This is a genomic window from Achromobacter sp. ESBL13, from assembly GCF_036668755.1.
In the GTDB taxonomy this organism is placed as follows: Bacteria; Pseudomonadota; Gammaproteobacteria; order Burkholderiales; family Burkholderiaceae_B; genus Achromobacter.
This window is the reverse complement of sequence record NZ_JAZEVT010000003.1, coordinates 502,758-520,589: the sequence shown is the minus strand read 5'-3', so window position 1 is coordinate 520,589 and position 17,832 is coordinate 502,758. Positions and strand designations below refer to the sequence as shown.

13 protein-coding genes are annotated in these 17,832 nt (G+C 65.4%); 8 read left to right on the top strand and 5 right to left on the bottom strand.

The features are described from left to right. The first annotated feature begins 28 nt into the window (after window positions 1-28). The 8 genes from V6F88_RS16540 to V6F88_RS16505 all read left to right on the top strand — a co-directional run bounded on the left by V6F88_RS16540 (window position 29) and on the right by V6F88_RS16505 (window position 8,721). On the top strand, window positions 29-286 hold the full coding sequence (locus V6F88_RS16540; protein ID WP_046802513.1) for a hypothetical protein: 258 nt from the start codon (window positions 29-31) through the stop codon (window positions 284-286). Window positions 287-537: 251 nt separating this feature from the next. Continuing rightward, window positions 538-1,455: a DUF808 domain-containing protein gene (locus V6F88_RS16535; protein ID WP_332610773.1), complete on the top strand. Its 918-nt coding sequence runs from the start codon at window positions 538-540 to the stop codon at window positions 1,453-1,455. A 413-nt stretch (window positions 1,456-1,868) separates the two neighbouring features. Further along, window positions 1,869-2,738, top strand: a complete 870-nt coding sequence (locus V6F88_RS16530; protein WP_332610772.1) for an alpha/beta hydrolase — start codon at window positions 1,869-1,871, stop codon at window positions 2,736-2,738. A gap of 61 nt (window positions 2,739-2,799) precedes the next feature. Then, window positions 2,800-3,744, top strand: a complete 945-nt coding sequence (locus tag V6F88_RS16525) for an ABC transporter permease (RefSeq protein ID WP_332610770.1) — start codon at window positions 2,800-2,802, stop codon at window positions 3,742-3,744. After that, the gene (locus V6F88_RS16520) at window positions 3,741-4,577 is read left to right on the top strand and encodes an ABC transporter permease (protein ID WP_332610769.1); all 837 of its coding nucleotides are present in this window, start codon (window positions 3,741-3,743) and stop codon (window positions 4,575-4,577) included. The genes V6F88_RS16525 and V6F88_RS16520 overlap by 4 nt, the downstream gene beginning before the upstream one ends. After that, window positions 4,574-6,229: an ABC transporter ATP-binding protein gene (locus V6F88_RS16515; RefSeq protein ID WP_332610768.1), complete on the top strand. Its 1,656-nt coding sequence runs from the start codon at window positions 4,574-4,576 to the stop codon at window positions 6,227-6,229. The genes V6F88_RS16520 and V6F88_RS16515 overlap by 4 nt, the downstream gene beginning before the upstream one ends. 83 nt (window positions 6,230-6,312) lie before the next feature. Next, complete coding sequence (locus tag V6F88_RS16510; protein WP_332610767.1) at window positions 6,313-6,933, top strand: GntR family transcriptional regulator; 621 nt, start codon at window positions 6,313-6,315, stop codon at window positions 6,931-6,933. 225 nt (window positions 6,934-7,158) lie between these two features. Beyond that, entirely contained in the window at window positions 7,159-8,721 is a 1,563-nt protein-coding gene (locus V6F88_RS16505) for an ABC transporter substrate-binding protein (protein ID WP_332610766.1), read from the top strand. Window positions 8,722-8,776: 55 nt separating this feature from the next. On the opposite strand, the gene V6F88_RS16500 is transcribed toward V6F88_RS16505, so the two are convergent. From V6F88_RS16500 to V6F88_RS16480, 5 genes are all read right to left on the bottom strand, one after another. Continuing rightward, window positions 8,777-10,348: an ABC transporter substrate-binding protein gene (locus tag V6F88_RS16500; RefSeq protein WP_332610765.1), complete on the bottom strand. Its 1,572-nt coding sequence runs from the start codon at window positions 10,346-10,348 to the stop codon at window positions 8,777-8,779. A 36-nt stretch (window positions 10,349-10,384) separates the two neighbouring features. Then, window positions 10,385-11,521, bottom strand: a complete 1,137-nt coding sequence (locus V6F88_RS16495; protein WP_332610764.1) for a C45 family peptidase — start codon at window positions 11,519-11,521, stop codon at window positions 10,385-10,387. A gap of 323 nt (window positions 11,522-11,844) precedes the next feature. Next, window positions 11,845-13,344, bottom strand: a complete 1,500-nt coding sequence (locus tag V6F88_RS16490; RefSeq protein ID WP_332610762.1) for an efflux transporter outer membrane subunit — start codon at window positions 13,342-13,344, stop codon at window positions 11,845-11,847. Next, window positions 13,344-16,508, bottom strand: coding sequence for an efflux RND transporter permease subunit (locus V6F88_RS16485; protein WP_332610760.1), 3,165 nt, complete (start codon window positions 16,506-16,508; stop codon window positions 13,344-13,346). Before V6F88_RS16485 ends, V6F88_RS16490 begins: the two co-directional genes overlap by 1 nt. After that, entirely contained in the window at window positions 16,505-17,596 is a 1,092-nt protein-coding gene (locus V6F88_RS16480) for an efflux RND transporter periplasmic adaptor subunit (protein ID WP_332610759.1), read from the bottom strand. Before V6F88_RS16480 ends, V6F88_RS16485 begins: the two co-directional genes overlap by 4 nt. Window positions 17,597-17,832 lie beyond the last annotated feature (236 nt).

Genomic DNA, 17,832 nt, shown 5'->3' with positions numbered 1-17,832 from the left:
TGGGCCTTTTTTCCAATTAGGGGGTTATATGTTTCACAATAATATGGTCTACAAGGGCTATCGGCTTACCGCGAACGTGTCGCGGATAGTCGTAGGCGGCACTGGCAGCCCGGCATTTACGGCTACCGTGGCAGTTGAATTGGCCGCTGACCGCGACCAGCTCAATGAACATCACGCCGTACCACTGTTTGAATCGGGCGGGTTTGTATCCAGCCCCGGCATGGCGGTGGATGCGGCGATCAACCACGGACGGCTTGTCGTGGACGCCCATGCCCGGCCTTCTTGATTCCCCGCAGCGCGACGCTGCCCGTTTGCCGACCGGCCGCCCCAATGGGCGGCCTTTTTATTGGCCGGCCTTTTTATTGGCGACACTTTCATTGGCGGCACGTTCATTGGCGGCCTTTTCCTGGGTGGTTTTTCACTACGTGCGCGCGATGGCGCGATACCGATACTTGCAAGCGCGTTTCGATTCGCCACACCGAAATTCGCACGGTCGCCTGTAAACTCGGATCACCTAAAAAGCGCAGGGGATGCTTGATGGCCGGTAGCAGTTTCTTCGCATTGTTCGACGACATCGCCACGATTCTGGACGACGTGTCGGTGATGACCAAAGTGGCGGCCAAGAAGACCGCCGGCGTGCTGGGCGACGACCTGGCGCTGAACGCTCAGCAGGTGACCGGGGTGCCGGTCAACCGCGAACTGCCCGTGGTGTGGGCGGTGGCCAAGGGCTCGTTCATCAACAAGCTGATCCTGGTGCCGTCGGCGCTGCTGATCAGCGCGTTCGTGCCCTGGTTGGTGACGCCGCTGCTGATGCTGGGTGGCGCATTTCTTTGCTTTGAGGGCGTTGAAAAGCTGGCACACAAGTTTTTGCCGCATGACCAGTCCGAAGAGGGCAGCCACGCCGCGCGTGCCCAGGCCTTGCAGGACGAGTCGGTGGACATGGTGGCGTTCGAGCGCAGCAAGATCAAGGGCGCGGTGCGGACCGACTTCATCTTGTCGGCGGAAATCATCGTGATCAGCCTGGGTGCGGTGGCCGGCGCTGACTTCACGCGCCAGGTGGCGGTGCTGTCGATCATCGCTATCGCGATGACGATAGGCGTCTATGGCCTGGTGGCCGGCATCGTCAAGCTGGACGATTTGGGCTTGCACCTTAGCCAGAAGCGCGCGCGAGCCGTGGCTTGGCTGGGGCGCGGCATCGTCGGCGCCGCGCCGTATCTGATGAAGACCCTGTCGGTGGTGGGCACCGCGGCCATGTTCATGGTGGGCGGCGCCATTCTGACGCACGGCATTGCGCCCGTGCACGCGGCCGTCGAACATGCCGCGGCCGCTGTGGGTGGGGGGGCCGTGGTGCAGGCGCTGACGTCCACCGTACTGAACGCGCTGTTTGGCGTGGTGGCCGGCGCCGTGGTGCTGGGCGTGGTCGCCGTCGCCAAGCGGATCTTCAAAAAGCACTGACCTGACGCGGCGAAGGCGGCGTGCCGGGCGCGTGGCGCCGCCATCCTGCGCTGGCGCTGCCATCCTGCGCTGGCGCCAAGCGCCAAGCGCCAAGCGCCACCCGCCAGGCGCCACCCGCCAGGCGCCTCCAGCCAGGCGCCACCCGCCAGGCGCCGCTCGCCTGGCGCCGCCCGCCAGGCGCCACCAGCCACCAGCCACACGCCACACGCCACACCCGCGCGATCGCCCGATTCGCCCGATTCGCCCGATTCGCCCGATTCGCCCGGCCGCCCGCTTCCCCCTAGCCTAGGGAATCCCCTGCCTTGTTGCCCGGAATTGCATCCGCCTAAAATTGGCGCCAATTTATGTGATCATTATTCGATCTTTGGCAGCCACCATGCGCCGCGTCTGGCGGCCATGGAGATGAGGAAAACATGCAGTCCAACGCAGCTATCGCTCTGACTCCCGACGCCGCCATGGCGCGGGCCATCTATGACCTGGGCCACAGCACGGTGTTCGCCGCGCGCACCGACCCGCGTTTTTCGTATTGCATGTACGTGCCGCCGCACATCGACACGGCCAAGCACCCCATGGAACTCGTGGTCATCATGCACGGCACGGGCCGCGCGTTCGTGGAATACCGCGACGCTTTTTCGGAGTTCGCGCGCTGGAACGACTGCATCGTGCTGTGCCCGCTGTTTCCGGTGGGGCCGCTGGGCGACGGCAACCGCGACGGCTTCAAGCAACTGCGCGAAGGCGACATCCGCTACGACCAGATCCTGTTGGACATGGTGGCCGAAGTGGGCGAAAAATTCGGCCTGCGCTTCGACAAGTTCGGCCTGTTCGGCTATTCCGGCGGTGGCCAATTCGTGAACCGCTTTGCCTACCTGCACCCCGAACGCCTGTGGGCCGTGTCGATCGGCGCGCCGGGCTCCGTGACGCTGCTGGACCCCAGCCAGGACTGGTGGGTGGGCGTGCGCGACGCCGAAACGCGCTTTGGCAAAGGCGTGGACATCGAAGCGCTCAAGCAGGTGGCGGTGCACATGATCGTGGGCAAGGCCGACCTGGAAACGTGGGAAATCACGCACCGCGAAGGCGGCAAGTTCTTCATGGCGGGCGCCAACGATGCCGGCAAGACGCGCCCCGAACGATTGGAATCGCTGCGCCGCTCTTTTGAATCGGCCGGCGTGCAAGCCGTGCTGGACCTGGTGGACAACGTGCCGCACGACGGCCTGAAGTGCGTCGGCCACGTGCAGGACTTTCTGGCGCGCGCGCTGCGCAAGCGGCGCAATGCAGAAAACTGAAACCGCGCAATCCGGGCGCCTTTGCCGCCCGCGCCGTCGCGTCCAGGAATAGGAGAGGGCCATGCTGCGTTTCGCGCTATCCCGAATTGTCATGGCTGTACCGACCCTGCTGATCGTGGCGGTGGCGGTATTCGTGATGATCCGGCTGATTCCGGGCGACCCCGCCCAACTACTGCTGGGCGATCTGGCAACGCCGGCCGCGTTGGCTGACCTGCGGGCGCGGCTGGGCCTGGACCAGACCTGGCTGACCCAGTTCGGCATTTGGTTCGGCAACATGCTGCACGGGGACCTGGGATCGTCCATCAACACCGGCCAGCCCGTGCTGGCGCTGGTTTGGGACCGCTTCCTGATCAGCGGCCGCGTGGTGTTGGTGGCCGTGGTGTTTGCCGCGCTGGTGGCGGTGCCGGCCGGCATGATCGCCGCCTGGAAGCAGAACAAATGGCCCGACCTGTTCCTGGTGGGCTCGGCCACGCTGCTGGTGTCGATTCCCACCTTCTGGCTCGGCCTGCTGCTGTTGATCTTCTTTGGCCTGAAATTACAGTGGCTGCCCGTGGTGGGCTATGTGTCGATCGGTGAAGACTGGAAGGCCGGCCTGCTGTACCTGGCCATGCCGATCCTGACCTTGTTCCTGCACGAGATCGGCGTGCTGATGCGCATGGCGCGCGCCAGCACGCTGGAAGTGCTGCGGCTGGACTACATCACCCACGCGCGCGCCAAGGGGCTGTCCGAATCCGCCGTGCTGATGCGCCACGCGTTTCGCAACGCGTTCGGCCCGACGTGGACGCTGATCGGCCTGGTGCTGGGCAACCTGCTGGGCGGCATCGCCGTGGTGGAAACCGTGTTCACCATCCCGGGGCTGGGGCGTCTGCTGGTTGATTCCATCTTTGCGCGTGACTACCCCGTCATCCAGGGCTGTTTATTGTTCGTGGGCGTGGTCTACGTGGTGGTGAACCTGCTGATCGACCTGTGCTATCCCATCTTCGACCCGAGAGTAACCGCCGAATGAAAACGCGAATTCCGACAAGGCGAATTCCCGCCAACGCGCTCCTGGGCGGCCTGATCGTCGGGGCGATGATCGTCGCGGCGCTCATGGGCACGTTCTGGACGCCTCACGACCCACTGAAGATCAACTTCATCTCGCGCCTGAAGCCGCCCGGTGGCGACTTCCTGCTGGGTACCGACGAATTCGGCCGCGACGAGCTTTCGCGCTTGCTGGCCGGCGCGTCCAGCAGCGTGTGGATCAGCCTGTTGACGGTGACCTTCGCCATCGTGGTGGGCACCGCCATCGGCACGCTGACCGGCTTTGTGCGCGGCTGGACCGACCGCATCATCATGGCCTTCAACAATGCGCTGCTGGCCTTTCCCGGCCTGCTGCTGGCGCTGGGGCTGCTGGCCGTGGTGGGCGCGAACAAGTACGGCATCATCCTGGCGCTGGGGCTGGCGTATACGCCGTCGGTAACGCGCATCGTGCGCGGCACGGTGTTGTCGCTGCGTGAAAAAGAGTTCATCGAATCGTCCCGCGTGCTGGGCAATTCCGAGCTCTACACGATGTTCCGACACGTGCTGCCCAACTGCGTGGCGCCCTTGACCGTGCTGGCCACGTCGATGTTCGGCTGGGTGATCCTGGCCGAAAGCGCGCTGTCGTTCCTGGGCCTGGGGGTGCCGCCGCCCGCGCCCACCTGGGGCAATATGCTGGCCGCCGCGCGGCCATTCATGGCGCAGGCGTCCTACCTGTCCATTCTTCCCGGCCTGGCCATCGCGCTGGCGCTGCTGGGCATCAACCTGTTGGGCGACGCGGTGCGAGACCGTCTCGACCCCCGCATGAGGGGCGTGCAATGAGCGCATTGGTATCCGTATCGAACCTGACGCTGACCGTCGGGCAGGGCGGCCGCGAGATCGTCAGCGGGGTGTCGTTTGACGTCGCGCCGGGCGAAATGGTCGGCATCGTGGGCGAGTCGGGCAGCGGCAAGACGCAAGCCGCGCGCGCCATCATGGGCCTGACGCCCGCGCCGCTGGTGGTGGCGGGCGGTGCCATCCTGTTCGAAGGCGTGGACGTCACCAAGGCCGACGCGGCAGTCTTGCGCAAGCTGCGCGGCGCGCGCATCGGCATGGTGTTCCAGGAGCCCATGACGTCGCTGAACCCCTCCATGCCCATCGGCCGGCAACTGGACGAAGGCTTGAAACTGCATCGCCGCGCGATGTCGCCCGCGCAACGCCGCGAGCGCATTCTTGAAATGCTGCGCCGCGTGGGGATCAGCGATCCCAAGGGCGCGATGGACGCCTGGCCGCACGAGTTTTCCGGCGGCATGCGCCAGCGCATGATGCTGGCCTCGGTAATGCTGCTGGAGCCGGCGCTGCTGATCGCCGACGAGCCCACCACCGCGCTGGACGCCGTGGTGCAGCGCGACGTGCTGGAACTGATGGTGGACCTGACGCGCGAACACAACACGGCGGTGCTGATGATCAGCCACGACCTGCCGATGGTGGCGCGTTACACCGAACGCATGGTCGTCATGCAGCACGGCAAAGTGCTGGAAGCCGGCACAACCGCCGGTATCCTGGAACGCCCGCGGCACCCGTACACGCGCAAGCTGCTGGACGCCATGCCGCGCCGCCTGCCGGCCCGCAAGCTGCCGCGGGAAGCGCCCATTGTTGAAGTCAAGAACCTGGTGGTGGATTACGCGGGCCATCAGCGCCTGTTCTCGCGCACCGGCGCCAAGCGCGCGTTGGACGGCATCGACCTGCACGTCAAGCCGCGCGAAGTGGTGGCCGTGGTGGGCGGATCGGGCTCGGGCAAGACGACGCTGGGCCGCGCCATTGCCGGCTTGCTTGCGCCCACGTCCGGCCAGATCCTGTTTCGCAACCAGCCGGTGGATCGGCGCTCGGCCGCGTGGCGCGACTATCGCCTGAATTGCCAGATGGTGTTCCAGGACCCGTATTCGTCGCTGGACCCGCGCATGACCATCGGCCAGTTGGTGGGCGAGGGCCTGCGCATGGTGGGCGACCTGTCGGCGGCGGATAAGCGCCGTCGCGTGGACGAGGTGCTGGCCGAAGTGGGCCTGGGGTCGGAATACGCCAAGCGCTTTCCGCATGAAATGTCCGGCGGCCAACGCCAGCGCGTGGCCATCGCGCGGGCAATCGTGCGCCGGCCGTCGTTCGTGATTGCCGATGAACCGGTGTCGGCGCTGGACGTGACCGTGCGCGCGCAGGTGCTGGATCTGTTCGCCGATTTGCAGGAACGCCACGGGTTTTCCTGCCTGTTCATCAGCCACGACCTGGGGGTGGTGGAACAGGTGGCGGATCGCGTGGTGGTCATGCGCAATGGCACGATCGTCGAGCAGGGCACGCGCGACGCGGTGTTCGACCGCCCGCAAGAGGACTACACGCGCAGCCTGCTGCAAGCCATTCCCGCCCTGGAGTCAACCGAAAACGGCGGCGTGCGGTTGCGGTGGCGCCTGGACGGCCACGAACTGGTGCGCGCCATTGCCTGACGGCGGGCGGGGAACTCCCCGCTTTCCCTGCAAGGACTTACGCCTAAAATACGCGCTTTGGAATTGATAGACGGGAGTGGTCCATGCCGAAAACGGCAGCGACGCAACCCGGCCTGGTCGACCGTATTGCCCATGATATTCAGTCGGGCGTGTATGGTCCTGGCGCCTGGTTGAAACAGATCGACCTGCAAGAGCGCTATGACGCCAAGCGTTTGGACGTGCGGCGGGCGCTGGACCAATTGGCCGCCAAGCGGCTGATTGCGCACATCCCGAACCGGGGCTATCACGTCTACGCGATGGACCCGGACGTGCATCACCAGATTCGCGATATCCGCATCCTGCTGGAAAGCGGGGCGGCTGCGGACCTGATGCCGAACGTCACCGCCGCCAAGGTGCGCGCGCTGCGCACGCTGGCGGAACGCTTTGCCAAGCTGCTGCAAGACGGCACCTTGCTGGAACAGTACGAGGTCAACCTGGCGTTTCACGCGGCCATGTACGACATGTGTCGCAACCGCGAACTGGCTGCGTTGATTCAGGACACGCGGGCGCGTGGCCCGGCCGCGCCGGCCAAGGAATGGGTGACGCGATCGCGCATCGAAATCTCGGCGCGTGAACACTTCGACATGGTCGAAGCGCTGGAAGCGCGCGATGTGAAGCGTTTGCAGAAAATCATTTCCCAACACGTCGGGCAGGATATTTCTTGATGCCTGTGCGCTGATCTGCTGTTGGCTTGTTCGCTTGTTCGCTTGTTCGCGGCGGCCTAAATCGCGGCGGCCCCTTCTGCAAAGGGGCCGCCGTTTTTTTGCCTTTTGCTTTTGCTTCAGGGATACCCCGTATGGCGGCAGGCGCCGCAGCCGCCATAATTAGCAGATTATTTTGGCGCCAAAAATACGCGTGATATCTGCGCCGCACGCCGGGGAGTCTTCTGCATGCACCACCATTTCGTACCCAGAGCGCTTGCGCTCTCCCTGGCGCTTGCCGCCACCGCCGTCCCGGTCCACGCCGCCGTGCTAACCATTGCCCAACCGGCAGACATCCGCTCGACGAACCCGGGCGTCAATCGCGACAACACCACCGATGGCGTGGTGCTCAATATTGTTGAAGGGCTGGTCGGCTACCGCGAAGACGGCACCGTGGGCCCCTTGCTGGCCAAGTCGGTCGATTTGTCGGCGGACGGGCTGACCTATACGTTCACATTGCGCGACGGCGTCAAATTCCACAACGGCGCCCCGCTGACGTCGGCCGACGTGCTGTGGAACTGGCAGCGCTACATGGACGCCAAGACGGACTGGCGCTGCCGCAGCGATTTCGACGGCCGCAATGGCTTGAAGGTCACCGACGTGACCGCGCCGGATGCGAAGACGGTGGTGATGAAGGTAGACCGCAAGTCGGCGGTGTTCCTGGATTCCCTGGCGCGCACGGACTGCGGCATGACGGCCATTATCTCCAAGGACTCGGTGGCGGCGGACGGCTCGTGGGTCAAGCCCATCGGCACCGGTCCGTACATGTTCAAGGAATGGAAGCGTGGCGAATACACGCTGCTGACCGCGTTCAAGGACTACGTCTCGCCCGCGGGCGAGAAGCCGGATGGCTATGTGGGATCAAAGCGTCCGCTGGTGGAAGAGGTGAAGTTCCTGGTGGTGCCTGACCCGTCCACCTCCAAGGCAGGCCTGATGTCGGGCGCCATCGACGCCAGCCAGATCACCAACACCGACGTCGGCGAACTGAAAAGCGTGAAGACGCTGACCGTGTTCAGCCCGCATGACGCCGTCAAGCACGTGCTGCTGTTCCAGACGCAGGACCCGGTGCTGAAAAACGTGAAGATGCGCCAGGCGATCGCCGCGTCGCTGGACATTCCGCAGGTGGTTGCCGCCGCGTCCGAAGGGCTGGGCCAATTGAACAATTCGGCGGTCTACGCGGGCTCGGCCTACTACAAGGACGCTGAGAAGAAGGGCTACAAATACGACCCGGCGCGGGCACAGCAGCTGCTGAAAGAAGCGGGCTACAAGGGCGAGCCGGTGGTGATCTATGCCAACAAGCGCGCCCACGTGCCCAGCTACCAGGTGGCGGTTATCGCGCAGGCGATGATGCAGTCGGTGGGGATCAACGCCAAGATCGAAGTGCTGGAATGGGCTACGCAGCTGGACCGCTACAACACCGGCAAATACCAGATCAGCTCGTTCTCGTTTTCGTCGCGGCTGGACCCGTCGTTAAGCTTCGAGCAGTTCTCGGGCGACAAGGCGAAGCAGCCGCGCAAAGTCTGGGATGACCCGGCCGCGCAGAAGCTGATCGACGACAGTTTCCTGGAGTCCGAGCCGGCCAAGCGGCAGGCGCTGTTCGATCAGCTGCACGCGCTGATGCTGGAACAGACGCCGATGCTGATGCTGTACAACGGCGCCGACGCGTGGGCGACGAACAAGCGGGTCGAGGGGTTCTCGGTATGGGAAGGCAAGCCGCGCGCCTGGGAGACCAAGGTGGTCGGCGCCAAGTAAGCGGGGGCCGGCGCGGCGCTACGACGCCGCCGCGCCACCTTTTTCGTGCCAGGCGCTACGGCGCGACGCGCTCGACTTCCCACGCACGCGGCTTCTTCACCGCCCAGGGTTGGTAGCCCTTGATGTTGCTGCGATACGCGCCGATGTCCAGCCCGTTGTACAGCGGAATGCTGGGCACGTCGGCCAGAAACAGCTTGTGCAATTGATCGAATGAAGCCTGCCGCCTGGTCCGATCGGAATCCACCGAGGCGGCTTCCACCAGCTTGACGGCGTCGGCGTTGTCCCACACCTTGCGCGGCTGCCTGGCCTTGTCGCCCGTCACCATTTCGTAGTTCAACGCCGCATCCAGGCGCGCGGAATACGGGAACGTCATCATCTGGTAAGTGCCCGCGTTATAGCGGTCCAGCTGGGTGGCCCATTCCACGACGGACAACTGCGCATTGATGCCCACGGCTTGCAGCATCGCTTGCACGATCACGGCCGAGTTATACGACTGCGGATAGCGTTTGGTGGTCAGGATCGTCAGCGGCTGCCCCTTGTAGCCGGCCTCTTGCAACAGCTTGGCTGCCCGTGCCGGGTCGTAGTCCCACCCCTGCCTTTGCGCGGCATCGTAGTAAGGCGATACCAGCGGCACGATGGAGTTGTTGGGCTGCGCCAGGCCTTCGGTGACGGCGGCTGCCAGTTGCTTGTAGTCGATGGCATGGGCCAGCGCCTGGCGCAGCTTGGGGTTAGCCAGCACGGGGTCCCTGGTTTGCAACGACAGCGCCGTCATGCTCATCACCGGGGCATAGGCCACCTTCACGTTCGGCGTGTTTTGCAGCACCGGCACGTCGTTGTTGGAGACGTCTTCAATGATGTCGATGTTGCCGCGTTGCAAGGCGGCCTTGGCGGTGGAGTCGTCGGGCACGATCATGAAGCGCACTTCGTCCACCAGGGGGCGCTTGGAGCCGGTGTAGCCGTCGCGCTTGCCGTCCAGGTTGGCGTAGCCTGCGAACTTGGTCAGGCGGATGTACTCGCCGCGCTTCCATTCGGCCAGCTCGAACGGGCCGGTGCCGATGGGTTTGATCCAGGCGCCGTCCGCACCCACCGAATCCCGGGAAAGTACGCCGGTGCCGCCGCAGTCGATACGCGCCAGCGATGCCAGGAACAGGCTGGTGGGCTTGTCCAGGTGATAGACGACGGTGCGCGCGTCGGGCGCCTGGACACCGGTGACCTTGACGGTGCCGCGCCCATCGAACTCGCTGGCGCAGCGCCAGCCGGAGTTGGCGGCGGTGTAGTGCTGCCAGCTCCAGAGCACATCGGCCGACGTCATCGGCTTGCCGTTGTGAAACTTCACGCCATCGCGCAACGTGAATGTGTAGGTCTTGCCGTCGGGGCTGATGTCCACCGATTTGGCCAGCAGCGGGCGCACCTCGGCGTCTTCGCCATAGGCCACCAGGCCTTCAACAATGTGCATGACGACTGCGTCGCTGTTGCTGTCGCGGTTGACGCCGGGTTCGGTGGAGCGGATGTCGGCGGTCATCGAAATGCGCAGCGGCGGGGCGGACTGCGCGCTGACCGGGCCGACGGCGCCGGACAGCCCGGCAAGCGCCAGCGCAACCGCAGCGCCAAGACGGGTTTTTTTCATTGGAAAATTCCTTCGATGGCGCGGGGCGCGCGGGTTTCAGGCTGCGGCCAGCAGTTCGGGTTCGGCGGTCAGGCTATAGCGGGTAAATGTGCCATTCAGCGCGGGCAGGGGCGCGACTTCCATCAGACCGATCGCCGGTTCCATGACCACCATGGCCACCGTGGCGGAAAGATTGTCGTGGCTGCCGGGGCGCGGCGGGCGGCACACGGAATAGGGCGCGCCAAAATCGTCGAACAGTGCGCGCTTGAGGTCCTCGCGCGTCAGTTGCGTCTTTTCGTTCAGCAGGCGGCGCACGCGCCAGTCGCGGTACGCGCTTTCAGGCGTGCTGGCGCGGCCGGTGTCGCGCAGCTTGGACAAGGCCACTTCGCTGACCCAGTGGTTGGCGTGCACGATCAGGTCGTCGCTGCCCGGGTAGATGGGAAAGGCTTCATCGGTGGTGCATTCGTAATCCACGCCAAACCCTGCGGCCATGCCCAGCATGATGTTGTTGGAGCACGACTTGGCGGTGGTGGCTACCGCCTTGATCGCCAGCGCGAAATGCTGCTGTTCCAGCACCTTGCGGCGGATCAGCGACAGGGGCACACCCAGTTGGCGGAAGTCGCGGTCGGACTCCAGGTAGTTGGCGGTGATGGAGACGCCGGCGCTGTTCAAGCCGCTGCGGGCCAGGCCACCGGCTTCGACGAACGTCAGGATGTCCGGGCCGTTGTCGCTGCGCACGCGCAGCACGATGGCAGTTTCGGCGCATTCCGCGCGCCAGTCCCAATTCTGTCCATGGATCAGGTTGCCGTTGGCCGAACGGGTGGGCAGGATCAGCGCGCCGGTGCAGCCGTCGCCGGGTTCCAGTTCGGCCGCCTTCTTCTTTTCGGCGCGCGCCTTGGCCACCACTTCCGTGCGCGCGTTGACCATCACGATGTCTTCAAACGGCACGTCGGCGCCTGCCGCGATGCCGCGCATTTCTTCCAGGTAGTGCGGTGCGAAGGCTTCGATTTCGCGCGCGAAATGGGCGATGAGTTCGGTGCGCGCCATGGCGTCGTAGCCCAGGTCGACCAGCGTCTGGCCGTACATGGCGGCGCTTTTGCGCACGCGCGCGGCAGCCTGTTGACCGTAGGAACGGCCGCGGGCCTCGGGGGTGCCGGAAACCGATACGAAGGGAAATTGGGGAATCTGGGTCATGGACGGAAGGCGGCGCCGCGCGCCGTGGGCTCGGGGATGTGGAAGGGGAAAAGGGAGGGAAGCAAGCTGCAAAAATGTTAGCTTATTTTGGCGCCAATATTGCTCAGGGTTTACCCAATGCGGGCGAAGATCCCACGGCGCGCCGGTTGGAAAAGCGCTTGCCACAGCGGGTGATAAAGCGTGTGCCACAGCGCTTGCCACAGCGGGTGATAAACCGGGCGCCACGGCGGGTGCCACAGCAGGGACGCTCGCGCTAACCGGCATGAAAAAGCCCCCGCGTATCCATCGCGGGGGCCGGCACCATCCGTTCAATAGCAAGCAGCTCAGAGCGGGCCGGCAGCCACCTCCGGCGCGCGGGTGGGCGACCCCATGGCCTGGAACAGCGCCGCCGTTTCCGTCAGCCGGGCGTTGGCGTATTCCAGTTCGCGCAGGCGCGCGGCCACGTAATGCTGTTCGGCCGCGTATTCGGTATAGGGCGCCAGCGCACCCAGGCGCACGCGGCTGGCCGTGTTGCGGTAAGACTGTTCTGCCGCGCGCCGCGAAGCCTCGGCCGAGGCCAGCGCCTGCCCGTCCGCGTCCAGGCGCGCCAGGGTGTCCGCCACATCCTGGAATGCCGTCAGCACCGTTTGCTTGTATTGCAGCACCGCCGCTTCGTAGCGTTCCTTGGCGGCGCGGCGTTCGGCCAGCAAGGCGCCACCGTGAAAAATGGGCTGCGTCAGCGACGCGCCAATCGCCCAGATCGACCCCGCCCCGGACAGGGCGGCCGGCCAACTGAAGCCGCCCTTGCCCATTGACGCGGACAACGACAGGCTGGGGAACAACTGCGCGGTGGCCACGCCTACGTCGGCCGACGCGGCCTGCACCACGGCGTCGGCCACCAGGATGTCGGGGCGCGAGGCCAACAGTTCGGACGGCACCACCACCGGCACCCGCGGCGGCACCGCAAGCGTGCTGAATGCCAGATCCTCGGGCGCCTGGTCCGGGCGGCGGCCCAACAGCACGGCCAGGGCGTGGCGCGTAGCCTGCCATTGCGCGCGCAGGCCGGGCAGCGACGCTTCCAGCGTGGCGGCGTCCTGGTCGGCGTCCAGCGCATCGTTTTGCGATGCAGATCCCAGTTCGTAGCGGCGCTGCGTATCGCGCGCCACTTGCCGCAGCAGCACCACCTGCTTTTCGGTCAGCGCCACGCGTTCGGCCAGCGAGGCCGATGTGATGGCGCCGGTGACGATATTGCCGGCCAGCGACCGCCGGGCCGATTCCAGCCGGAACGCCTGCTGTTCAACCTGCGCTGCCAGGGACGCGTTGGCAAAACGGGCGGCGCCGAACAGGTCCAGGTCGTAAGTGGCCTGTATCTGGCCGGTGAACACGTTATAGAGCGCTGTGGACTCGGGCAGATTCGGCATGGTCAGTGCGCGGTTGCGCGTGCCGCTTGCGCCCGCGTCCACCGACGGCAGCAATGACGAATTGACCTGCGCGCGCAGCTGTTCGCGCGCGCCGGCCAGGTTGCGCTCGGCGGCGGCAAGGTTGGGGCTGTTGGCCAGCCCTTCCTGCACCAGGGCGTTCAGCGCGTCGGACCCATAGCGCTTCCACCATTCGGGCACGGGCCGCGCGCCTTGTTCGAATTGCTGCGCGACGCCCTGGGCCGTGGCGCCCTGGGGCGGCGGGGCCTCTACGCCGTATTGCAAAGGCGTCGCGGTTGCCGGCGGCTTGCTGTCCGGGGCGAACGCGCAGGCGCTCAAGGCCAGCAACAGGGCCGGCGACAAGGCCGGCAATAAGGGCAGCGCCCGCAGCCGAGCTGAAAAACGCGTTGGATGGATTTTCATCATCAGGCTCCTCGTTGCAGCGTATCGGCCGCGTTGGCGCCGGGCGGAACGCCTTCGGGCTCGTCGCGCTCGTCATGGCGCACGCGGAACCATGCCGCGTACAAGGCGGGCAGGAAGAACAGCGTCAGCACCGTGGCGCTGGTAATGCCGCCCATCAAGGCCGTGGCCATCGGCCCGAAGAAGTTGCTGCGCAACAGCGGAATCAACGCCAGCACGGCGGCGGCGGCGGTCAGCACGATGGGGCGGAAACGCCGTGCCGTGGCGCCAACGATGGCGTCCACGCGCTTGTGGCCGTTCAGGATGTCCTGCTCGATCTGGTCCACCAGGATCACCGAGTTGCGCATGATGATGCCGAACATCGCGATAACGCCCAGCATGGCGACGAAGCCGAACGGCTTGCCGAACAGCAGCAACGCCGCCACCACGCCGATCAGGCCCAGCGGCGCGGTCAGCACCACCATCAGCACGCGCGAGAAGCTTTGCAACTGCACCATCAACAGCGTCAGCACCGCCACCGCCATCAGCGGCATCTGCGCATTGATGGACGATTGCCCCTTGCCGCTTTCCTCGACCGGACCGCCCACTTCAATGCGGTAGCCCACCGGCAGGTCCGCGCGGATGGCGTCCAGCTTCTTGTCGATGGCGTGGGTGACGTCGATGCCTTGCGCGCCGCTGGTCACGTCCGCCTGCACCGTGATGGTGGGCTGGCGGTCGCGTTCCCAGATGACGCCGTATTCCAGGTCATAGTGCACCTGGCCCAGGCTGCCCAGCGGCACGGGGCCATTGGGCGTGGGCATGGCCAGCGTGGCGATGCGGGCGGGGTCCACGCGTTCTTCTTTCGGGGCGCGCAGGCTGACGTTGATCAGCTTGTCGCGTTCGCGGTATTGCGTCACGGTGTAGCCGGACAGCGTCATTGCCAGGAAGTCGGATACGTCGCTGGCGCTGATACCCAGTTCGCGTGCTTTTTGCTGGTCGATGTCGAATCGCACCGAGCGTTCCGAAGGTTCGTCCCAGTCAAATTGCACGTTCACGGAACGCGTGTCGGCGCGCACTTCGGCGGCGACTTTTTCCGCCACCGCGCGCACTTCCGCGATCTTGTCGCCGCTGACGCGGAACTGCACCTGATAACCCACGGGCGGGCCGTTTTCCAGGCGCGACAGGCGCGTGCGTATGGCCGGGAATTTTTCCCGCAGCATCGGCTCAAGCCACTGGGCCAGCTGTTCGCGTTCTTCTACGGAGTGCGCGGTGATGACCAGCTGCCCGAAGTTCGGCGTGGGCAGTTGCTGGTCCAGCGGCAGGTAGAAGCGCGGCGCGCCGGTGCCCACGAAGCTGACCGAATGGTCGATCTCGGGCCGGCCTTCCAGCGCTTTTTCCAGCCGCTCGACCTGGCGCAGCGTGGCCGCGAACGACGCGCCCTCTTGCAGCCGCACGTCCACCATTAGTTCGGTGCGGTCCGAGCTGGGGAAGAATTGCTGCGGTACAAACTTGAAGCCCGCCATCGCCACGACGAAAATCACCACCGTGCCGGCCAGCACCCAGAAGCGGCGGTCCACGCACCACGCCACCCAACCGCGCAGACGCTGATAGAAGCGGGTGTTGTAGATGTCGTGTTCGTGGTCATGCGGCTGGTGGGCGTCGCGCTTGCGCTCGGGCAGCAGGCGGTAGCCCAACAGCGGAATCAACACCACGGCGGCAAACCACGAGGTGATCAGCGCAATGGCCGACACCTGGAAGATGGACCGCGTGTATTCACCGGTGCTGGACTTGGCCAGGGCGATCGGCAGAAAGCCGGCCACGGTGACCAGCGTGCCGGTCAGCATGGGAAACGCGGTGCTGGTGTAGGCGAAGGCGGCGGCGCGCGCGCGGCTCCAGCCCTGTTCCAGCTTTACCGCCATCATTTCCACGGCGATGATGGCGTCATCCACCAGCAGGCCCAGCGCCAGCACCAGCGTGCCCAGCGACACCTTGTGCAGCCCGATGCCGAACATATCCATGAACAGCGCGGTGATGGCCAGCACCACCGGGATCGAAATCACGACGACCATGCCGGTGCGCAGGCCCAGCGACACCAGGCTGACGATCAGCACGATGGCGACCGCTTCGGCCACCGAACGCAGGAATTCGTCAACGGAATCCGACACCGCGTCCGGCATGCTGGACACTTCCGTCAGCGTCAGGCCGGCGGGCAATTGCGCCTTCAGCTTGTCGAACGTCTTGTCCAGCGCCTCGCCCAGCCGCACCACGTCCTGGCCCGGTTGCATGGTGATGCCGATGCCCAGCACGGGGTTGCCGTTAAAGCGCATCTGCTCGGCGGGCGGGTCGTCATAGCCGCGATGGATCGTGGCGATGTCGCCCAGCCGGATCGACTTGTCGTTGACGCGGATCAGCGTGTCGGCCAGCGCGCGGCTGTTTTCGAACTGCCCCGTTGGCCGCACGAAGATGCGGTCGTCGGCCGTGGTCAGGGTGCCGGCGCTGGACACCGCGTTTTGCGTGTTGATGGCCTGCGCGATCTGCTGGGGCGTCACGCCTAGACGGCTTAGCTGCGTGTTCGAGATTTCGACGTAGACGTGTTCGGCCTGGTCGGCAAAGTAATCGACCTTGGCCACGCCCGGCACGCGCAGCAGCACGGTACGCAGGTTGTCGGCGTAATCGTGCAGTTGCGCGGGCGAAAAGCCGTCGCCATGCAGCGTATAGATGTTGGTATAGACGTCGCCGAATTCGTCGTTGAAGAACGGGCCTTGCACCCCTTGCGGCAGCGTGGCCTGGATATCGCCCACCTTCTTGCGGACCTGATACCACTGGTCGGCCACCGTGTTGGCGGGCGCCGAATCTTTCATGGTGTAGAAGATCAGCGATTCGCCGGGACGCGAGTAGCTGCGCAGGAAGTCCGTGTTGGGCGTTTCCTGTAGCTTCTTGCCGATGCGGTCGGTGACTTGTTCCTGCACCTGCTTGGCGGTGGCGCCCGGCCACAAGGTCTTGATCACCATCACGCGGAACGTGAAGGGCGGGTCTTCGGACTGGGCCAGTTTGGAATACGACAGCACGCCAAACAGCGTGACCAGCGTAATCAGGAAAATGACCAGCGGCTGGTGGCGCAGCGCCCAGGCCGACAGGTTGAACTTGCCTTCTTTGTGATCGTGGCCGGGATCTTCGGCGGGGTTGCTCATGATGCGAAGTCCTCGGCGTGCAGCGGCGCCACGGGCCGCACTTTTTCACCGGCGGTCACGGTGTGCACGCCTTGCCAGACCACGCGTTCACCCGCCGACACGCCGCCGGCCAGGGTCACGGTGCGCGCGTCAAAGCGCAACACCTTCACCCGGCGCAGTTCCAGCGTGTCTTCTTTCGGCTTGACGATCCAGACGGCGGGGTCCTTGCCGTCATGGAACAGTGCGGTGGCGGGTACGGTGTAGGTGGCCTGGTCGGCCGTGCCGTGGTTGTCGAAGCTGATGTTGGCCGTCATGCCCAGCCGCACTTGCGGCGACGGCGATTCCAGCGTGAGCTTGACGCGGTAAGTGCGGCTTTGCGGGTCGGCGGCGGGCGCGATTTCGCGCAGCGTGGCGGTGAAGTTCTGGCCGGGCAGCGGGCCCAGCGTCACGTTGGCGCGTTGGCCGATGGTCAAGCCGGCCAGCACGCTTTCCGGCACGTCGCAGATGGCGTCGATGTCGCCCGCCCAGGCCAGTTGGTAGACGGGGGTGCCGGCCGCCACATTCTGCCCCGTGTCGGCCTGTTCGGCGGTGATGACGCCCGCATGGTCGGCCTGTAGCGTCGTGTACTTGAGCTGGTCGGCCGATAGCGCGGCCTGCTGGGCGGCCTGATCGCGTTGCGCCAGGGCCGAGGCGTAGGCGTTGCGGGTTTGTTCCAGCTGGGTGGCGGCAATCAGGTTTTCACGGGCCTGGGCGCGGTCGCGCTCCAGCTGCTGCCGGGCGTAGTCCAGCTGATGCTGGGCCGCCGATAACTGAGCCTTGGCGGCCGCGGCGTTCTTGGTGGCGTCGGCGGGGTCAAGCTTGGCGACGACCTGGCCGGGCACGATGCTGTCGCCCAGCCGAACCTGCCGCTCGATGATCTTGCCCCCTACCCGGAAAGACAGCGGCGTGCTGTAGCGCGCCTGCACTTCGCCAGGCAGAGTCCACGCGGGCAGCCGTTCATCGGCCTGCGTCGGCATGGCGACTACGGGTCGCGGTGCCGGGGCGGTTTCTTCTTTGCGGCCGCAGGCCGACACGGCCAGGACCAGCACCAGCAGCGCGGGCAGCGTCATGCGGCGAGTCCATGGGGACCGCGCGGGCGTTGTCAGGGTTGCGGCAAGGGGGCGCGCCGACGATTGTGGGCTGGAGCCAGGAAAATTCACGAAACACCTCGCGGCGCGAAAAGGGCGAAAAGGGGGGGAAGGCCGAAAAAGGGCTAAAGGCATAAGCGAGTCAAGCTCGATACGGGCTGAATTCTAATGCGCTTCTGTATTCGGATACAAGGCTGTATTTGAGATCATTGCCAGTG